General features: G+C 62.1%; 14 protein-coding genes. 9 read left to right on the forward strand and 5 right to left on the reverse strand.

Annotated elements, in window-relative coordinates:
• Positions 1-24 precede the first annotated feature (24 nt).
• The 5 genes from HMPREF2757_RS00365 (at position 25) to nrdR (ending at position 6,885) form a co-directional block, all read left to right on the forward strand.
• Positions 25-528, forward strand: coding sequence for a signal peptidase II (locus HMPREF2757_RS00365; protein WP_083304015.1), 504 nt, complete (start codon positions 25-27; stop codon positions 526-528).
• Complete coding sequence (locus tag HMPREF2757_RS00370; protein WP_070572331.1) at positions 521-1,453, forward strand: RluA family pseudouridine synthase; 933 nt, start codon at positions 521-523, stop codon at positions 1,451-1,453. The genes HMPREF2757_RS00365 and HMPREF2757_RS00370 overlap by 8 nt, the downstream gene beginning before the upstream one ends.
• 58 nt (positions 1,454-1,511) lie before the next feature.
• Positions 1,512-5,018: a DNA polymerase III subunit alpha gene (gene dnaE, locus HMPREF2757_RS00375; RefSeq protein WP_070572972.1), complete on the forward strand. Its 3,507-nt coding sequence runs from the start codon at positions 1,512-1,514 to the stop codon at positions 5,016-5,018.
• A gap of 80 nt (positions 5,019-5,098) precedes the next feature.
• Positions 5,099-6,412: a histidinol dehydrogenase gene (hisD, locus tag HMPREF2757_RS00380; RefSeq protein WP_141750115.1), complete on the forward strand. Its 1,314-nt coding sequence runs from the start codon at positions 5,099-5,101 to the stop codon at positions 6,410-6,412.
• Positions 6,412-6,885: a transcriptional regulator NrdR gene (nrdR, locus tag HMPREF2757_RS00385; protein ID WP_070572332.1), complete on the forward strand. Its 474-nt coding sequence runs from the start codon at positions 6,412-6,414 to the stop codon at positions 6,883-6,885. Before hisD ends, nrdR begins: the two co-directional genes overlap by 1 nt.
• A 140-nt stretch (positions 6,886-7,025) precedes the next feature.
• On the opposite strand, the gene HMPREF2757_RS00390 is transcribed toward nrdR, so the two are convergent.
• The 3 genes from HMPREF2757_RS00390 to HMPREF2757_RS11820 form a co-directional block, all read right to left on the reverse strand.
• A complete protein-coding gene (locus HMPREF2757_RS00390) occupies positions 7,026-7,721 on the reverse strand; it encodes an 8-oxoguanine DNA glycosylase OGG fold protein (RefSeq protein ID WP_141750116.1) in 696 nt (231 codons plus the stop codon).
• Positions 7,722-7,819: 98 nt separating this feature from the next.
• Positions 7,820-10,018 (reverse strand): HelD family protein, encoded by a 2,199-nt coding sequence (locus HMPREF2757_RS00395; protein WP_083304017.1) that lies wholly within the window; start codon positions 10,016-10,018, stop codon positions 7,820-7,822.
• A gap of 71 nt (positions 10,019-10,089) precedes the next feature.
• Positions 10,090-10,893, reverse strand: coding sequence for a spermidine synthase (locus HMPREF2757_RS11820; RefSeq protein WP_070572338.1), 804 nt, complete (start codon positions 10,891-10,893; stop codon positions 10,090-10,092).
• Positions 10,894-11,010: 117 nt separating this feature from the next.
• Between HMPREF2757_RS11820 and HMPREF2757_RS11825 the strand changes: the two genes are divergently transcribed.
• Both HMPREF2757_RS11825 and HMPREF2757_RS00410 read left to right on the forward strand, forming a co-directional pair.
• Positions 11,011-12,093, forward strand: a complete 1,083-nt coding sequence (locus tag HMPREF2757_RS11825; RefSeq protein WP_070572339.1) for a DUF4192 family protein — start codon at positions 11,011-11,013, stop codon at positions 12,091-12,093.
• 186 nt (positions 12,094-12,279) lie between these two features.
• Positions 12,280-13,995, forward strand: a complete 1,716-nt coding sequence (locus tag HMPREF2757_RS00410; RefSeq protein WP_070572341.1) for an RNA polymerase sigma factor — start codon at positions 12,280-12,282, stop codon at positions 13,993-13,995.
• 105 nt (positions 13,996-14,100) lie between these two features.
• On the opposite strand, the gene HMPREF2757_RS00415 is transcribed toward HMPREF2757_RS00410, so the two are convergent.
• The gene (locus HMPREF2757_RS00415) at positions 14,101-14,871 is read right to left on the reverse strand and encodes a VOC family protein (RefSeq protein WP_070572343.1); all 771 of its coding nucleotides are present in this window, start codon (positions 14,869-14,871) and stop codon (positions 14,101-14,103) included.
• Between the two features lie 31 nt (positions 14,872-14,902).
• Entirely contained in the window at positions 14,903-15,697 is a 795-nt protein-coding gene (locus tag HMPREF2757_RS00420) for an N-acetylmuramoyl-L-alanine amidase (RefSeq protein WP_070572976.1), read from the reverse strand.
• A gap of 101 nt (positions 15,698-15,798) precedes the next feature.
• Here HMPREF2757_RS00420 and HMPREF2757_RS00425 point away from each other — a divergent pair, with 101 nt between their 5' ends.
• A complete protein-coding gene (locus HMPREF2757_RS00425; RefSeq protein ID WP_083304018.1) occupies positions 15,799-17,910 on the forward strand; it encodes a DNA gyrase/topoisomerase IV subunit B in 2,112 nt (703 codons plus the stop codon).
• A gap of 149 nt (positions 17,911-18,059) precedes the next feature.
• Positions 18,060-19,631 carry a cytochrome ubiquinol oxidase subunit I gene (locus tag HMPREF2757_RS00430; RefSeq protein WP_070572345.1) on the forward strand — a complete coding sequence of 524 codons (1,572 nt, stop codon included), beginning with the start codon at positions 18,060-18,062 and terminating at the stop codon, positions 19,629-19,631.
• Positions 19,632-19,637 lie beyond the last annotated feature (6 nt).

Here is a 19,637-nt window from a genome sequence, read left to right on the forward strand (position 1 = left end):
ATTCGACCAGCTTCCAGGAGAACAGTGACTCGACGCTCCGCACGCCTGCTGCTGGCAGGCATCGCAGCTTTGGCCTTTGCCCTCGACCAAGCGACTAAGGCTATCGCCGTCACAGCTCTCGAAGGCCAGCCGCGGATAGCTGTGTTCGGCGACCTTGCCGGCTTTGTCTTCCTGCGCAATCCCGGGGCGGCGTTCGGGCTCGGGGCCTCAAGCACGTGGATCTTCACCGCAATTGCCGTTGCCGTGTTCTTTGCGATTGTGGTGGCTGCTCGCCGTCTGAGCTCACCGCTGTGGGCATTGGGGCTGGGACTCCTTCAAGGCGGTCTGCTGGGAAACCTCTTCGACCGCCTGTTTCGACCGCCGGGCGTCTTCCACGGCGCGGTTGTCGACTTCATCGACCTGCACTTCTTTGTGTGCAATGTAGCCGATATAGCGATCACGGCTGCAGCGGTCATCCTCATGCTGGCGGCCCTGAAAGGCACTCCGCTTGACGCTTCGCAGGCTCAATCGCAGGAGAACCATGACTGAGCGCTCATTCCTCATCCCCGAAGGCCTTGACGGCGAACGCATCGACGCTGCGCTGTCGAGGCTTCTGGGGCTCTCGCGGTCAAAAGCCGCCCAGATTGCCGCTGAAGGGGGCGTCCACATTGACGGGACCCGGGCTCAGAAGTCGTCGCGCGTAGCCGGCGGGGCACGGGTCGACGTCGTCATGCCCGAACCTGAACAGCCGCTGCGCATCGTCGCCGACCCCGTGCCCGGCATGAAGATCCTCTATGAAGATCCTGCCATCATCGTGGTCGATAAGCCGATCGGCGTTGCAGCCCACGCGGCAGCGGGGTGGTCGGGTCCTACTGTCATCGGGGGGCTTGCCGCGGCCGGCCATAGAATCGCCACGAGCGGAGCTGCCGAGCGCCAGGGAATCGTGCATCGGCTGGACGTCGGCACATCGGGAGTCATGGTTGTCGCCAAAGGTGAGCATGCCTACTCCGTTCTCAAACGGGCATTCAAACAGCGGGAAGTCGACAAGACCTACCACGCACTTGTTCAGGGACTGCCGGATCCGGTGGTGGGAACAATCGAAGCGTCTATCGGACGGCACCCGCGGCGCGACGGCCTCTACGCCGTGCGCTCCGAAGGCAAACACGCCGTCACCCATTACACCCTGCTGGAAGCATTCCGATCGGCCAGCCTGCTCGAAGTCGATTTGGAAACCGGCCGCACGCACCAGATTCGCGTGCACATGTCCGCCACGAAGCACCCGTGCTGCGGAGATCTTCCCTACGGGGCTGATCCCGTATTGGCCGACCGGCTCGGGCTTGAGCGGCAATGGCTGCACGCCGTGCGGCTGGGGTTCGTGCACCCCGAGTCCGGTGAGTACGTAGAATTCGAATCTCAGTACCCGGCTGATTTGCAGAACGCGCTCGACCACCTGCGCGCTGCTGCCGGCGAGTAAGGAGAGCAGATCCGTGGCTGACAGCTTTTCGCACCTGCACGTTCACACCGAATACTCGATGCTCGACGGGGCCGCCCGCCTCGGCGACCTCATGCAGGCCGTCAAAGCCAGTGGAATGGATTCGATTGCAATCACCGACCACGGGTACTTGTTCGGTGCCTTCGACTTCTACTCTCAGGCCGTGGCCAACGGAATCAAGCCGATCATCGGCTTGGAAGCATATGTGACACCGGGAACCTCCCGGCATGACAAAACCCGAGTGAAGTGGCGGGCCGACGAATCCCAGCGCGGTGACGACGTATCCGGTGGAGGCGCGTACACCCATATGACGATGTGGGCTCGCGACAACCGGGGAATGTCGAACCTGTTCAAAGCCGCCTCCCTGGCTTCTCTTGACTCCGTTTTCGGCAAATGGCCCCGCTTGGACCGGGAACTGCTTGCGCAGCATTCGGAAGGCATTGTCGCCACAACCGGCTGCCCGTCGGGCGAAGTGCAGACGCGCCTGCGCCTCGGCCAGTTCGACGAAGCCCTTGCAGCCGCCGGAGAGTTTCAGGAAATCTTCGGCAAAGAGAACTTCTTCTGCGAAATCATGGACCACGGGCTCAGCATTGAAAAGCGCGTGTCCAAAGACCTGTTGGAAATCGCCAAGCGCCTCGACCTGCCGCTTGTGGCAACCAACGACCTCCACTACACCCACGAATCGGACGCCAAAGCTCACGAAGCGCTCCTGGCCATCCAATCGGGATCGAAGCTCATCGAACCGACCTACGACCAGGGCGGTTCGCGCTTTGCCTTCTCCGGCACCGGCTATTACCTGAAGTCCGCCGCGGAAATGCGGGCCCTTTTCAAAGAAATGCCGGAAGCCTGCGACAATACTCTGCGCATTGCCGAAATGTGCGATGTGTCCTTTGACACGAATGCAAACTTCATGCCGAAGTTCCCCACCCCCGACGGCGAAGACGAAGAGTCCTGGCTGTACAAGGAAGTCGATAAGGGGCTGCACTACCGCTTCCCCGACGGGATACCCGACGATGTGCGCAAGCAGGCTGACTACGAACTGGACATCATCGCCAATATGGGCTTCCCGGGCTACTTCCTCGTGGTCGCCGACTTCATCAACTGGGCGAAGGACAACGGCATTCGCGTGGGCCCCGGCCGCGGTTCCGGCGCTGGGTCGATGGTCGCCTACGCCCTGCGCATCACCGACCTCAATCCGCTAGAGCACGGTCTGATCTTCGAGCGCTTCCTTAATCCCGACCGCGTTTCGATGCCCGACTTCGATGTCGACTTCGACGACCGTCGACGCGGTGAGGTCATTGAATACGTGACCCGCAAATACGGCTCCGAATACGTTTCGATGATCGTGACGTTCGGAACCATCAAAACCAAACAGGCGCTGAAAGACTCCGCCCGGGTGCTCGGCAAGCCGTTCTCGCTGGGGGAGCGGCTGACAAAGGAACTGCCGCCGGCGGTCATGGCCAAGGACATTCCCCTGGCCGATATCGAAAACCCCAAGGCGGCTCGCTACGGGGAGGCCGGGGACTTCCGCACCTTCATCGAAAACGATCCGGAAGCACGCGAAGTCTTCGACACCGCGTTGGGCCTGGAAGGCCTGAAACGGCAGTGGGGAGTGCACGCCGCGGGTGTCATCATGTCCTCGGCGCCGATTATCAACGTCATCCCGATCATGCGCCGCATCCAAGACGGCCAGGTCATCACGCAGTTCGACTATCCGACGGCCGAAGGCCTCGGGCTGATCAAGATGGACTTCTTGGGGCTGCGGAACCTGACGATCATCTCCGACGCGATTGAGAACATCAAGGTCAACCGCGACTTCGACCTCGATCTGGAAACCCTCGAACTGGAAGACCAAGCGACCTATGAGCTGCTGGCCCGCGGTGACACGCTCGGGGTGTTCCAGCTCGACGGCGGGGGACTGCAGGGTCTTCTGAGGCTGATGAGGCCGGACAACTTCGAAGACATTTCGGCAACCCTGGCGCTCTACCGACCGGGGCCGATGGGCGCTGACTCGCACACAAACTACGCCAAGCGCAAAAACGGCCTGCAGCCGATCACACCCATCCACCCGGAGCTTGCCGAACCGCTGGCGGAGATTCTCGACACAACCTACGGCCTGATCATCTACCAGGAACAGGTCATGGCGATCGCGCAGAAGGTCGCAGGCTATTCCCTCGGCCAGGCCGATATTCTACGCCGCGCAATGGGCAAAAAGAAAAAGGCTGAACTGGATGCCCAACAGGAGGGCTTCTTCGGGGGTATGAAGGAGCGCGGCTATTCAAAGGAAGCCGCTCAGGCGCTTTGGGACATTCTGCTGCCATTCTCAGACTACGCGTTCAACAAGGCACACTCCGCCGCCTACGGCCTGGTGTCCTACTGGACGGCCTACCTCAAAGCGCACTATCCGGCTGAATACATGGCGGCCCTCCTGACCTCGGTTGCCGACAACAAGGACAAACTGGCCCTCTACCTCAACGAGTGTCGAAAGATGCACATCACCGTGCTGCCGCCGGACGTCAACGAATCGCAGCTGAACTTCACCCCGGTCGGCGATGATATTCGCTTCGGCATGGGTGCGGTGCGCAATGTGGGCGACAACGTTGTCGACGGGATTGTCAGCGCCCGCGCCGAAAAAGGCGATTTCGGGTCGTTCTCAGACTTTCTGGAGAAAGTGCCCTCACACGTGTGCAACAAGCGCACGGTGGAATCGCTCATCAAATCCGGTGCCTTTGATTCGCTGGGCGAAACTCGGCGCGCCCTGGTGGAAATCCACGAAGAGGCCGTCGACTCGGTCATCGGCGTCAAACGGCAGGAGGCTGTCGGCCAGTTCGATCTGTTTGCCGGTTTGGGCGAAGGCGAGGGGGCGGAGTTCTCAGTTCCCGTGCCCGATAGACCCGAATGGGACAAGAAGGAAAAGCTCGCCTTTGAACGCGAAATGATCGGCCTGTACGTGTCCGATCACCCGCTCAACGGGCTGGAGGGAGTGTTGGCAAGTGAAGCCGACACATCGATTGTTCAGCTGCTCGACCCTGAAAGCCACGTGCGCGATGGTTCGAGTGTGACAGTGTGCGGCATCATCACGCAGGTGCAGCGCAAAGTATCGAAGAACTCCGGCAAGCCCTATGCCATCGTCACGGTGGAGGACCTTGAGGCGAGCCTGGAAATCATGTTCTTCGGCGATGTCTACGAGCCGGTTGCCTCGCTGCTGGCAATCGACCTGGTGGTGACGATCACCGGCCGAGTCCGTCAGTCGGATGACAGGCCGACGTCACTCATGGCTCAGTCGATGACGATTCCAGACGTCACCGATCCCGAAGACCGCCCGCTGGTGCTCAGCGTTGCCCACTCGATGCTGAGCGAACAGCTGGTCACCCAGCTAGGCGACATCCTGCGGTCAAACCGCGGAGCCACCGAGGTCCGGCTTGCCGTCAAACAGCCGGGACGGACAACCCTCATGCGTTTGGACAGTTCGTGCAGTGTGACCAGCGGCCCCAGCCTTTTCGGTGACCTCAAAGCCCTCTTGGGCCCGCGCTGTCTGCAGGGCTGACCTGCCCGCGCCGGGGCACGGCCTTGTCGGACGGGCGGGTGCAGCACAGTCTGCTCCGCTGGGCTCCGTAGACTAACGGTGTGACTGAACTTCTTCGCCGCATCGATCTGCGCAACACCGACATGGACCGCCGTACCCTCCGCACCGCGGTGCCGCGAGCACACGCGGGCTTTTCCCACGCCGCGGGTGCGGCCGCCGAGGTGCTTGCCGATGTGCGTGAGCGCGGGCGTGAAGCAGTTGTTGACCTCACCCATCGTTTTGACGGTGTGAAGCTGGAGAACCTACGTGTTCCCGAGGCCGAACTGAAGAAGGCCTACGACCAACTTCCGGCGGACGTCGAAGAGGCTCTGGGAGAAGCGCGCACGCGTCTGGCCCGCGTGTCAGAAGGACAGCTGCCGTCGGACAGCACCCAGACCTTTGCCCACGGCGGCACCGTCACCAGCAGGTGGCAGCCGGTTGAGCGGGTGGGTCTCTATGTTCCCGGCGGTCTGGCCGCCTATCCGTCAACAGTCCTGATGAACGCGGTGCCCGCTTTGACCGCGGGCGTGAAGTCGATGGCCATTGCCTCACCGCCCGGCCCGGACGGTCTGCCAAACCGCACGGTTATGGCGGCCGCTCATCTGCTTGGGGTTTCCGAAGTGTGGGCGATGGGCGGCGCACAGGCAATCGGTGCTTTCGCCTACGGATTCTCCGATGGCGAAGACCTCGAGCCGGTGGACCTCATCACGGGTCCGGGCAATGCTTTTGTGGCTGCCGCCAAGGCAGAAGTCCGGGATGTTGTGGGCATTGACGCTGTTGCCGGTCCCACCGAGATCATTGTGGTGGCGCTGAGCGGTTCGCGCCCCGAGTTTGCAGCCGCAGACCTGCTGAGTCAAGCTGAGCACGATCCTCTCGCCGCGTCTGTTCTGGTGACCGACAGCGAAGACATTGCCGATGCAGTTGATCTGGCCCTGGCTGAACAGACAGCGCAGACTCCGCACCGCGAGCGCGTTGAGCAGGCACTCAGAGGCGAACAGTCCGGCACCATTCTGGTTTCCTCACAGGACGATGCGATCGCCGTAGCGAATGCCTATGCGGGCGAGCACGTTGAAGTCCACGGAGACAACGCCGAAGAAGCAGCCCGCGGGATCGTCAACGGCGGTTCGGTGTTCATCGGCGACTATTCGCCCGTGGCACTGGGGGACTACTGTTCCGGTTCGAACCATGTGCTTCCCACCGTCGGTTCGGCTGCTTTTGCTTCCGCTTTGGGCACTATGTCGTTTATGAAGGGCAGTCAGGTGATCAGCTACTCGAAAGAAGCGCTGAAGGCCGTCGCCGGTCACATCAGTGCGTTCAGCGCAGTGGAAGACCTTCCCGCGCACGGCGCTGCCGTGCAGATTCGCATGGAGGACTGATGCACTGTCCTTTCTGTCGCAACGCAGATTCGCGCGTTGTGGATTCGCGCACTGCCGAAGACGGCGCGTCGATCCGCAGACGCAGGCAGTGCACCGCCTGCGGGCGCCGCTTCACCACGATGGAAGCCACCAGCCTGTCGGTCATCAAACGTTCGGGCGTGACCGAGGAGTTCTCTCGCTCCAAAGTGATCTCGGGCGTGCGCAAGGCCTGCCAAGGGCGTCCTGTTGAAGAAGACGATCTGGCCAAGCTCGCCCAGACCGTCGAAGAAGCCATTCGCGCTCGCGGTGTAGCCGAAATCGATGCGGACGAAGTGGGGCTGACCATTCTGGCTCCGCTGCGTGAGCTCGATCAGGTGGCATACCTGCGGTTTGCCAGTGTGTACCAGGGCTTTGAAAGCCTTGAAGACTTTGAAGACGCTATTGAATCGCTGCGTGCAGAACGCGACGAACGGACAGCGGGCAAAGAACTCTGATGGCGATTTGCACACTGGGCAGCCCCTGTGCTTAAAATAAAGGCACACACTTAAGTGTGGTCGCAACAGGCGGCATCGGAGGGGAAGCCGGTGCCGCCTGTTTCTATTCTCCTTGCATTCAGACAGCGCCTGACCAGCCTCTACAAAAGCAGGGCCGGTGCGCAGACTGTGTGGGAAGTTGGCGTACCCAACAGCTTCAGGCCCATGTGCGTCCACCGTCTTTCAACGGCGGATTCAGACCAGCCCGCCAGGGCAGCGGTCATAGCCAGAAGGTCGAGGTATTCGCTGTAGAGGCGCGACGAGATCGCAGCCCCGGCACAGTTGAGGGCGCGCAGTATCCGGCCGTCGAGGATCATGGGCTTGTCGGCTGTTTCCAAAGACCATTCCGGTTGAGAGAAATAGGCGAGCTTGGTGAAAGTCGAAGGTCCGACGAACGGCACCGCACTGTGCCACAGCGCAAAGGATTCGGCGGCTGTGAGCCCGCGCCCGCGATCGATCAGATCGGCAAGAACTTCGCCGAAACCGCTTACTGCCGGTGCACGGCACGCCCGGTAGACGCTGCGTGCCTGTGTGCCGCTGCCGTAGGCGGCTGTCGCGGCGAAGAACTTCACAGCGTCTTCGGCTGTGCTGGCCCTGCGGCCGAGCGCAAACAGCTGACCGCGTGTAATGCGCGCTCTGCTGTTCCAGCCGTCGGAGTGCAGCACAGTGGGCAGAGGGCAGTCCTGCGGCCACCACCGGGCGAAGTGCTGAGGACAGAATTCAATGGCGTCGGTGGATTCGCTGCCGTGGGGAGAACCCAGTTCGCGGCAGAGTTCCACAGGTGATGGAAATGACATGATGGCCTCGTTTCTGCTGCTCGTGCCAACACTCTTGCAGAAGGCACTGACACAGCGAGACCACAGCGGTCTGCACCGGCTGGTTCTGCCCGCTGTTCCTACAGCCAGGCGGTGACGAGCGAATCCCGACTTTCAAATACTCCGAGGCGCGCTGTGGCACGCGTGAGTGCCACGTAGAGATCGCCGACGGCAGCCGAATCGCCCGCAGCTGCGAAATCCGCCGGTTCGACGAGGGCAACCGCATCGAATTCCAGGCCCTTCGCTTGGTGGGGCTGCAGCAGTGCGACGGGAAAGTCAATGCCGGACGTGCCGATGCCGAACTGGGAGCCGTCGGCGTCCAAAGTCCGTGCCGCTTCGCGCAGCTGGGCTGCCGTGCCGATGACCGCGGCCCGGCCCCCTCCGAGCTCACGCAGCTGTTCAGCCGCCCAAACAGCGGCAGTTGAGGGCACCTCGTCAGAAGACAGTCGAGCAACCGTGGGCGCAGCGTCACCATCGCGAACCGGTGTCGGCACTTCGAGGTTGGGGAAGTGCGTGCGCAGAAGCGCATTTGCCGGTTCCAGAATTGCCGCGGGAGTGCGATAGGACACTGTCAGTTCGGTCAGTGACAGGCGCGATCCCACGTGGGGAGCGAGAACACCCTCCCACGTGCGCGCCGTGTCCGTCAGACTGGCCTGGGCGAGGTCGCCGACGATCGTGGCAGATTTGCTCGGCACTCGCCTGAACAGCAGCCGCAGCTGCATGGGGCTGAGCTCTTGGGCTTCGTCGACTACCAGATGCCCGTACGTCCACTCACGGTCTTCGGCTGCCCGTTCCGCCAGGGGACGGTGATCGCCGCCGTCGGCAAAGCGCTGGGCAAGCAGTTCGGCTGACACGAAGTCCGAAGTGCCCATCATGTCGTTGACCGCCTGCGCGTATTCCGTTTCTGCACCTGCACGCGGGCGAGCGGCAGCTGAGCCCAGCAGCTCCTCGAGCTCGTCGAGCAGCGGAATGTCCTCCACCGTTATGGGCTCGTCTTTGCCGCGGCGCAGGCGAGCCATTTCCTCATACGACAGCAGTCCGTCGGCAGCGGCTACGAGCTTCGCCGGCTTCGTGTACAGATCGCTCAGCACGCGGCCGGCACTGACGGGCAGCCAACACAGGTTGATGGCCCGGCGCACATCCGCTGACATGCGCAGATCGGCCATGTGGTGGCCGCGCGGATCATCCATCCCCGACAGGGGTGAACTCTGCAGAAGCTGTTCGACGAGCTCGTCGAGGATCTGCTGGGCAAAGGCGTCGCGTGCTTCGTTGTGAGGCTTGCCCGAACGCTGGGCCCGCTTGATGGCCTGGCGCACGGACTTGCGCTTGAGGGTGACGCGCTGAAAGCCGACGGCGAGTTCTTGGTCTTCTGCCGGAACCCTCTCGTAGCCGCGGACAGCCCTTTTGATGACATCGACCATCCGCAGACTGCCCTTGACCGCGGCGGTCTTCGGGCCGTCATGCAGTTGGGCTTCAAAGCCCGGCAGCAGTTGGCCCGGGGTGAGAAGAACAGCGCCGGTTTCGCCGAGGCTCGGCAGCACCTTTTCAATGTATTTGAGGAACACGGGTGTGGGGCCGACGATGAGCACGCCGGAACCGGCGATCTTGGTGCGCTGCCGGTACAGAAGGTAGGCGGCCCGGTGCAGGGCGACAGCGGTCTTGCCGGTGCCGGGGCCGCCTTGGACGACCACCGTTTCGTCCGCCGGGCGGCGAATGATCTGGTCCTGCTCAGCCTGAATTGTGGCCACGATGTCGCCCATGCGCCCCGTGCGGTGGCTTTCGAGCGCGGCCATGAGTGCCCCCTCGCCGTGCAGGTCATCGCGTTCGGCGGCTGTTAGTCCGTCGATGTCGAGGACGTCGTCTTCCAGTCCGATGACGGCGCGCCCGCGGGTGGCGATGTGCCTCCTGCGGATGACACCTGCGGGGTTGGCCGCGGTAGCCCGGTAGAACGGTTCGGAGGCCGGTGCTCGCCAGTCCATGAGCAGCTGGCTCTGGTCGGAGTCGGAAATGCCGATCCGCCCGATGTAGGTGGTCTTGTTCTCAGCCATGTCGAGCCGCCCGAAGCACAGGCCGGTTTCGGCTTCGCGCAGCCGCAGCAGCTGGTCTTCGTACATGGTGGCGAAGGCATCGCGTTCGGAGCGGTTCTGGTGGTTGCCGCCGACCTTGGATGCGCGAACGGTGCTGAGTTTGCTGCGCGCTTCTTCGCGCAGGCTGTCCAGGCGATCGTAGACGCGAGAGACATATGTCTGCTCCCGCTGGATTTCGCTGTTTTCCTGCACCCTTCTCCCTCCGATCGGCATTCAATTATGCCGTGGCTTCGCCCGCGTACGCGCACTGGGGGTAGTGGGTTTCAGCGGCCGGTGAAAGCTGTCAGCTGTGTTCCCTCCAAGACGCGGGCAATTGCCGGCCCTCCGCGCAGTGCGCGGGCCACAGTGCCGGGTTCGGGCGGGGTGTGTGCGGCTATTGCGACGGCGTTGCCGTAGCGGCGACCGCGCATATTGCCCGGATCGATTGCCATGCCGACATAGGCAAATGACTGCTGCAGCAGCCGCAGTTCGTCTTTGAGCCGCTCATGAGGTGGAGCTGCCGCAATGTTGACCAGGAAGGTCCCGCTGGGCGCCAGAACGTGTGCGCACTGGTCGAAGAAATCCCGTGTCGCCAAAGGCGGGGGAGTTATGCTCCCGGCAAAGGCGTCGCGGACGAGCACGTCGAGGCTGCTGGGGCGGAACGACCGGATTTCGAGTGCGCCGTCACCTGCGCGAAGAGCCAGCCGCGGCTTCTTCGGCAGATCAAACCACTCGCGGACGTATTTCAGCAGGGTCGCGTCGATGTCGATGGCGGTCTGCCTCGATCCGGGGCAGTGGGCATCAATCCAGCGGGGAAGACTGCACCCGCCTGCACCGATGTGGACCGCCCGGAGGGGTGTTCCGCGGCCGTCGGCGTCATCGTGGCGCACGCGGATGATTCTGGACATCCAATCGAGGTATTCGAAATCCAATCGCAGGGGGTCAGAGAGCGCGATGCAGGACGAAGGCACCCCGTTGATCCACAGGACAAAGGAATCGGGTTCGCCGGCGACGGGCTCGAGGACAGCCGTGCCCGTATCGATGTGAACTTCGCGCTCGCGCTCAGCGGTTCGTCGTTGTCTGCCCATGCTGCCAGTCTAGGAAGGACCTCACTCGGGTTCTCCGGCTTGTGCACAACCAGGCTGCTTTCCACAGTCCACGAGAGCGTGTTGGCAGCTCGGACGTTCCGGGAAAACACTTCTCGCATGAAGAAGATCACCATCAGAACACCAGAAGACATTGTTGAAACCGCGGTTGACACGCTGGGCTACAGGCCGGAGAACTCACTGGTCCTGCTGGGCATTATGGACCCCGGTGCCGGTGAAGGCCCCGGCTTGGGCGTACTCCGCATCGACTACAGCACAGCAGTCGCCATGGGCTTCGCCGATGGGGCTGCCGGCGATGTGCTGGACCTCGTTCGAGGTCTCGGTGACGTGAAAACCGTGCTCCCGGCCGTTTTCTGCTCCGACCTCCACGACATTCTGGGCTTCGCCGGGCCTATAGAAGCACAGTCGTGGAAGGTGCACCGGGATGGCATCTACGCGGTGTGCGATCAGCTTGCTGACTCCGGCTTCGACGTGGGGCGTCCCGTCTGGGCTGCCGCCGATCTCTGCGGGGATTTCGCCTCGCCACGGAACGTGCACCGGTGCAGGCGAGAAAAGACTCGGCCGGCGGGCTTGGCAGAAGCGGCAGCGCTGCCCACGCCGGATTCTGAAATCGTACGGGCGAAAGAACTCCTCGGAACGCCGGCCGCAGCGTTCGCGGCTCTGGCCGATTCCCTGGCACAAGCCGAACACCTGCACATGGGTGGTGCCTCGCCAAACGTGTGTGCGGGTGCGCTGTCGCCGCAAGCACTCAATGCCGCCGATGCCATGCTCGCCAATCCGCGGCGGCGCGATCTGCTTATGCTCCTCATGGCGTTTCAAAACCCCGGTCTGCAGCCTGCCGAACTGCCAGAAGAATGTGATGAGCACACGGAGAGGATGCTGCTTGAAGAGTTTGTCCGGCCTGAGTACATGAACGAGTGTGTAGGCTACAGCGAAGCTCTTCCCGATATGAGTCGGCTTGAGCTGGGGTGTGAACTCATGAAGACAATTGCGGCTTATGCCGCGAGCGGAGCGCTGCCGGATGCACTCGCAGTTCTTGCCTGGTTGGAATGGGTGAGGGGGCGCCTGTCGTTCTCGGACTACTACGCTTCGGCGGCTCTTCACCTGGATCCGGAACACTCCCTGGCTCGACTTCAGGCAGCGGCGGCCGAACAGGCAGTGCTTCCCGGATGGCTGCGATAAGAGGCACGTGGTGGGGCCGATTGGGTCTGAGCGGAATACCGTGAGAAGATAAAGCGTTGACCCGGCAGGTCTCACTAACCGGTCGCCGCATGTGCAAGAAGCGGCAAGCCGAATGTGAAGACTTGACTTGGGTCTTACTAGTGCCATGAAGACTCAGGGCACCGCAGACGCAGTGAAAGGTGAACCGTGCCGACCGCATCCAAGGACTCCACGAAGACCAGCGCAGACGACTCGGCTGCAAAGAAGACGACGGCGAAGAAGCCCGCGTCCAAGACCACCGCTGAAAAGAGCACCGCAACGACAGCGAAGTCGAAGGCGACGGGAACAAAGGCTGCCGCCGCGAAGTCCACCGCTGCGAAGAAGACAGCCGCAAAGTCGACGACAGCGGCTAAGTCGAGCACTGCCAAGAAGTCTGCGACTGCTGCGAAGAAGACAACCGCCGCCAAGTCCACCGCGGCCGCCAAAACGAGTGCTGCGAAGAAGACGACGACTGCTAAGTCCACGACCGCTGCGAAGAAGACGACGTCCGCGAAGTCCACCGCTGCGAAGTCTACGACGACGAAGAAGACAACCGCGGCTAAGTCGAGCACCGCCAAGAAGTCTGCAACTGCGGCCAAATCCACCACGACGAAGAAGGCCACGGCAGCCAAATCCGCCGCGGCTAAGAAATCCGCGGCAGCGGAAGCTGTAGAAGTCGAAGAAGCTCCTAAGAAGACAACCGCGAAGAAGACAGCCGCCAAGAAGCCGGCTGCAGCGGCTGCGGCAGAAAGGCCGACCCGCAAGAAGAAGGACGACGACCTCGTAGAGGACGTCGAAAGCCCGGAGAATCCCGAGAGCCCGGAGGAACCGGAAGAAGCCGACGACGCCGAATCGACGGAAACCCGCAACGCCGAAGAAGAGAAGAAAGACGAGGAAGTCAAAGAAGCAGGCGGCTTCGTCGTGTCGGATGCTGATGACGACGACCAGCCCACAGTGCAGGTCGTCAGCGCGGGCGCAACAGCCGACCCGGTCAAGGACTACCTCAAACAGATCGGCCGTGTGGCACTGCTCAACGCAGCGGAGGAAGTCGATCTGGCCAAGCGCATTGAAGCAGGCATGTACGCCGAGCACCTGCTCAACAGCGGAGAAGTCAAAGAAGCTCGCGACCAGCGCGACTACAAGTGGATCATCCACGACGGCCGCATTGCGAAGAACCACCTGCTCGAAGCCAACCTCCGCCTGGTTGTTTCGCTGGCCAAACGCTACACCGGCCGCGGCATGCTCTTCCTCGACCTCATCCAGGAAGGCAACCTCGGTCTGATCCGCGCGGTTGAGAAGTTCGACTACACGAAGGGCTTCAAGTTCTCGACCTACGCCACGTGGTGGATCCGCCAGGCGATCACCCGTGCCATGGCCGACCAGGCGCGCACCATCCGCATCCCCGTGCACATGGTCGAAGTCATCAACAAGCTCGCCCGCGTGCAGCGTCAGATGCTGCAGGACCTGGGTCGCGAACCCACCCCGGAAGAGCTCGCCAAGGAACTCGACATGACGCCCGAACGAGTCGTCGAAGTGCAGAAGTACGGCCGCGAACCCATTTCACTGCACACCCCGCTGGGCGAAGACGGCGATTCTGAGTTCGGTGACCTCATTGAAGATTCCGAAGCTGTCGTGCCGGCGGACTCTGTGAGCTTCACCCTGCTGCAGGAACAGCTCCATTCGGTTCTCGACACCCTGTCAGAACGCGAAGCCGGTGTTGTCTCCATGCGATTCGGGCTCAACGACGGCCAGCCGAAGACGCTTGACGAAATCGGCAAGGTCTACGGCGTGACCCGTGAGCGCATCCGCCAGATCGAATCGAAGACCATGGCCAAACTGCGCCATCCCTCGCGCTCTCAGGTGCTGCGCGACTACCTTGACTGATCTGCAGCCCTGCCGCTGAAACATGAGGCTCGGCCCCGTCAGACGGGGCCGAGCCTCATGTTTTGGCGAAAAACGGCAGGTTGAAAGCCAGCGACCGCACGGGCTTTACAGCCAGTTCGGCTCGATGACTCCGAAAGCCGCGTTGTGGGGGTCGATGAACTTTGCGATCTGCCCGCGCGGAGTGTCGGTCGGCTCGACCAGCAGCGCACCCCCGAGCGCAGGCACTTTCTGCGCAAAAACATCAACGTCTTCGACCATGTAGAACGCTTCCCAGTGAGATGGGATCTGCGTTCCGGAAAGGTCGACGACCGCGGCGGTCAAGTCAACATCGCCCGCCATTGTGAACACGTCGGCTTCTTCTTGAATAGTCGACGGGCCGGTGCTCCTGGCCCAGCCGAACACCTCGGAATAGAAATCTGCCTTGCCAGGGGAGTGGGTGTGCAGTTCGAAGTAGACGGCCGCACCGATTTCGCCCACTGTTCCCAAGCCGCGGGAATCGTCAAAAGTCAGCGCACCGAATGCTGTGCCGCCGGAGTCTGAGACGAGCGCTACCGATGCGGCGCCGTCGAATTCGGGCACGACAGTCATCGCCTGACCGCCGCCGGCATCGACGGCGGTGAGGAAAGTGTCGAGAGATTCGGCGCGAAAATACACAGACCAGAATCCGGGCTGGCCTGCTGGAGCCTGCGGCGGCTGAGGGCTGATGCCGGCTGCCGCGCGTCCCCGAAGCAGCGCCTGCGAGCCAAGACCCAAGGGGCCTGCGCCGCTGAACTCCCAGTCGAAGATTTCGCTGTAGAACTCTGTTGAAACATCCGACTGCGGAGAGCTGAGCTCCAACCAGACGGGCTGAGCAGAATGAGCAGTGTAGTCAGTCACTCCGTCATTGTCGCAGGTTCATTCCGATTGGTCAGCCGCGACCCTTGAAGTAGTCCGCAAGGCCCGCGACGAGACCATCTGCGTAGCGTTTGCGTCCGGAGTCGGTCTTCATGATCTTCGATTCTTCCGGGTTGCGCATTTCGCCAAGCTCCATCAGCACGGCCGGGACGGTGGCGTGATTGAGACCGCCGAGGTCTTTGCGCTCCATAACGGTGTTTTTGCCGTAGCTGGGGTTAGCGCGGAAGTCCGCGCCCTTCAGGCCCTTGACGAGGCTGCCGGCGAGCTTCTTCGACTCGGCGTGCTTGCGGTCCGGGGCGATGACGGCGCCGAAGCCGAAGGGCTTTGTGCTGTCGGAGCCGTTGGCGTGGATGCTGACGAGCACGTCCGCTTCGGCGGCGAACTTGCCCCGCTCATCAACGCAGGGCCCGATGCCCTTGTCGTCTTTGCGCGACATGATGACGCGCGCACCGCTGTCCTCGAGCGCGGTGCGCAGGTGTTCGGCCACCTTCCAGGCGAACTCGTGTTCCGGGAAGCCGTCTGATGTGGTGGTTCCGGTGGTGTTGCACGCTTTTGTGCCGCCTCGCCCGTCATCGACCTGTCGGGAGATCTTGGAGGCGTTCTTCATATTGCCGCCGTTGTGGCCGGGGTCGACCGCGATCGTGGTCCCCGCCAGTGCTTGGGCGTCTTCGTCTGGTGTCGGGCTCGACTGCGCTCTGTTAGAGCCTGCCGGTGCTGACGAGGTGTCGGAACCGGGCGTGCTGTCGGCACAGCCGGTCAGAAGCACAGCGCAGAGTGCGGCTGCAAGAGCGGGGGAGCGCAGAAGCATAGGAACATTGAAGCACACACCGAACGTGACAGCGCGGCGGGCAAATCCGCAGGCTTTTGCATGCGGCACCCTACAATGGCAGGGCACTGAAGGGAAAGGACGTGGAAGTGGCGGCCAAGGCAGAGTACGGCGCACAGCAGCTCCAGGTGTTGGAGGGGCTCGATGCGGTCCGCAAGCGGCCCGGTATGTACATCGGCTCCACTGATTCGCGCGGTCTCATGCACTGCCTGTGGGAGATCATCGACAATTCCGTTGACGAGGCTCTGGCCGGCTACGGCGACGAGATCACCGTGACTCTCTACCCGGACGGCTCGGTTGCAGTGGACGACCGGGCTCGCGGCATTCCCGTCGACGTCGAACCGAAATCGGGTCTGACCGGTGTTGAGCTGGTCATGACGAAGCTGCACGCCGGCGGAAAATTCGGTGGCGGTTCCTATGCGGCAGTCGGCGGTCTGCACGGAGTCGGCGGTGCTGTCGTCAATGCGCTGTCGGAGCGAATGGACGTCGAAGTCACACGCGCCTCCAAAGTTCACCGTCTGTCATTCCGCCGCGGTCGGCCCGGACGTTTTGCCGATGACGGCGCTGCCAGCCCGGAGAATCCATTCACCGAGAACAAACCCGGCGAAAAGCTCGAGATCATAGGCAAGGCAAAAAGGGGTGTGACCGGTACGCGGGTTCGCTATTGGGCTGATCCGCAGATCTTCCTCAAGGACGCTGACTTCGAATACGACAAACTCGTTGACCGTGCACGGCAGACGGCGTTCCTCGTTCCGGGTCTGAAGATCACGATTGTCGATGAACGCGGTGTCGCGCGCGACGAAGCCGGGGAGGTCATAGAACACCGAAAGGAGGAGTTCCGCTATGACGGCGGGATCTCCGCTTTCGCAGAGCACCTTGCTCTGGACCCTGCGGTCACTGATGTGTGGCGATTCAGCGGCAAGGGCGACTTCACGGAAACCGTCCCGGTTCTTGATGAGACGGGACATATGGTGTCAACCGATGTTGACCGCGAAGTCGACGTTGACATAGCCGTGCGCTGGGGGACCGGTTTCGACACCCGGATCAAGAGCTTCGTCAACATCATCTCCACCCCGAAGGGCGGCACTCACCAGACGGGTTTTGAAGCCGGTCTGGTGAAGACAGTCCGCAAGGCTGTCGAAGCCAATGCCCGCAAGCTCAAGGTCGGCAAGGACAAACTCGACAAGGACGATGTCTTAGCCGGGCTGACGGCCGTCGTGACAGTCAAACTGGCCGAACCGCAGTTTGAGGGACAGACAAAAGAGGTTCTGGGCACACCCGCGGTGCGTCAGATCGTGAGCAAAGTCGTAGAAGAAGGGCTGACCGACCGGCTTACGGCAAGCAAGCGGCAGGAGAAAGCGCAGGCCAATGCGCTTCTGGAAAAGGTCGTTGCGGAAATGAAATCGCGCATCTCCGCGCGTACTCACCGTGATAATCAGCGCCGCAAGAACGCGCTGGAGTCCTCGGCTCTTCCCGCCAAGCTCTACGACTGCCGCAACAGTGACCCTGCCGCCACAGAGCTGTTCATCGTCGAGGGTGATTCGGCAATGGGAACGGCCAAGGCTGCGCGGAACTCTGAGCATCAGGCGCTGTTTCCCATTCGCGGAAAGATCCTCAACGTGCAGAAGGCGAGTGTCTCGGACATGCTGGCGAACGCTGAATGTGCAGCGCTGACTCAGGTCATCGGGGCCGGTTCGGGCCGCAGCTTTGACCTGGAGGCCGCTCGGTACGGCAAGGTCATCATCATGACCGATGCCGATGTCGATGGGGCTCACATCCGCACGCTGCTGCTGACGCTGTTCTTCCGCTACATGCGCCCCCTCGTTCAAGCCGGCCGGGTGTTCGCCGCGGTGCCTCCGCTGCACCGGATTGAGGTTGTCAATCGGGGCAAGGCCAATGATGTCATCTACACCTACTCCGAAGCAGAACTTCACCGGGAACTGAAAAAGCTTGACCGGCGCGGCAAGACATACAAGTCCCCGCAGCGCTACAAGGGTCTGGGCGAAATGGATGCCGACCAGCTGGCGGAGACGACAATGGATCCTGCGCACCGGCTGCTGCGACGGGTGACCATGGACGATGCCGGTGCGGCAGAGACCACGTTCCATCTGCTCATGGGCTCCGAGGTTGCACCACGGCGCGAATTCATCGTCTCCGGCGCTGACGTCATGGATTCGGAGAAGATCGACGCCTGAGCGGCACGGCTGTCTGAATTCTGAGACACCCGTGACCATGGATGTTCAGCGTGCTCACAGAGCGACCCCCGGCGGTAGGCTGAGCTTCGCAAAATCACTGACCGGTTCGTCGTGGATACCTGGCGGACCAAACCGAATAGGAGGCGATTGTGGATCCGGTGCTCATCGGCAGGTGGCAATTCGGCATCACCACGGTCTATCACTTCTGGATGGTTCCCCTGACCCTCGGTTTGGGTCTGCTGGTTGCAATACTCCAGACGATGTACACCCGTACCGGTGACGAAAAATGGCTGCGCGCAACCAAGTTCTGGGGCAAGCTGTTCCTCGTCAACTTCATCATGGGTGTTGCCACCGGCATCGTCCAGGAATTCCAATTCGGCATGGCCTGGTCGGAGTACTCGAAGTTCGTCGGCGACGTCTTCGGTGCGCCTCTGGCCATGGAAGCGCTCATCGCCTTCTTCCTCGAGTCGACATTCCTCGGCCTGTGGATCTTCGGCTGGGGGCGCCTGTCCAAACGAGCCCACCTGACGGTCCTGTGGTGCGCTGTCATCGGCGCATGGATCTCGGCGTATTTCATCATCGTCGCCAATTCCTGGATGCAGCACCCGGTCGGCGTTGAGATGGTCGACGGCCGTCCCGTCATGACCGACATCTGGGCTGTTCTCACGAACAACACGGCAATCGCCGCATACACTCACACTCTTGCCGGTGCGCTGGCCTGCGGTGCGGCTTTTATGCTGGGCATCGCCTGGTACCACCTGTACCGGCGCCGCAAGGACGGCATCGACACGGTCGATGAGAAGGGCCGTGTCGTCGTGGGCGAAGACCTCGCTGTTCCCGGCCGCGACAAGAAAGACCACGCCGTGTGGATCAAGTCGCTGCGGATCGGCGGCTGGGCTGCCGTCATCGCCTTTGCTGCGGTTGCCATCACCGGTGACATCCAGGCCAAGCTCATGTACGAGCAGCAGCCCATGAAAATGGCGTCGGCGGAAGCCGCCTGCACCGACGGCACCTCGTTTTCGGTGCTGACTATCGGAATTCCCGACTCGAACCACTGCGATGACACGAAGACCCTCATCGAGGTTCCGGGTCTGCTGTCGTTCCTCGTCCACACGAACTTCACCGACGAAGTCCCCGGCGTGCAGACGCTGCTTCCGGAATACGAAGAGAAGTTCGGCGGAGTCATCCCGGATGACCCCATGTACCGCGACTACGCGGGGCAGAAGGTCGACTACCAGCCGCTGATGATCGTCACCTACTGGGGCTTCCGCTTCATGATCGGCTTCGGCTCACTCGGGGCGCTCTTTGCGGCGTACGCTCTGTTCGCCACTCGAAAGGGAACCGTGCCCAGCTCGAAGTTCCTCGCACATCTGTCGCTGTGGGGCATTGCGGCACCGTTCATCGCCAACTCAGCAGGCTGGGTGTTCACCGAAATGGGCCGACAGCCCTTCGTCGTAGCACCGAACATGGGCGAGGACGGCGTTGACGGGGTCATGCTCTACACAGCAGCGGCGATCTCGCCGTCCGTGTCAGCCGGTGCCATGCTGTTCAGCCTGGTTGCCCTGACCCTGCTCTACGGCGGTCTGATGGTCGTCGAATTCATCCTCATCATCAAGTACGCCCGCGGCGGTGTCGCGGCTGCTATGCCCGAACTCGAAACTTCGGGCCGCAAGCCGAGCGCCGAACACGAAGACGACGACGTCCTGTCGTTCGCCTACTAAGGAGAC

It is taken from the genome of Brevibacterium sp. HMSC063G07, assembly GCF_001810665.1.
GTDB lineage: Bacteria > Actinomycetota > Actinomycetes > Actinomycetales > Brevibacteriaceae > Brevibacterium.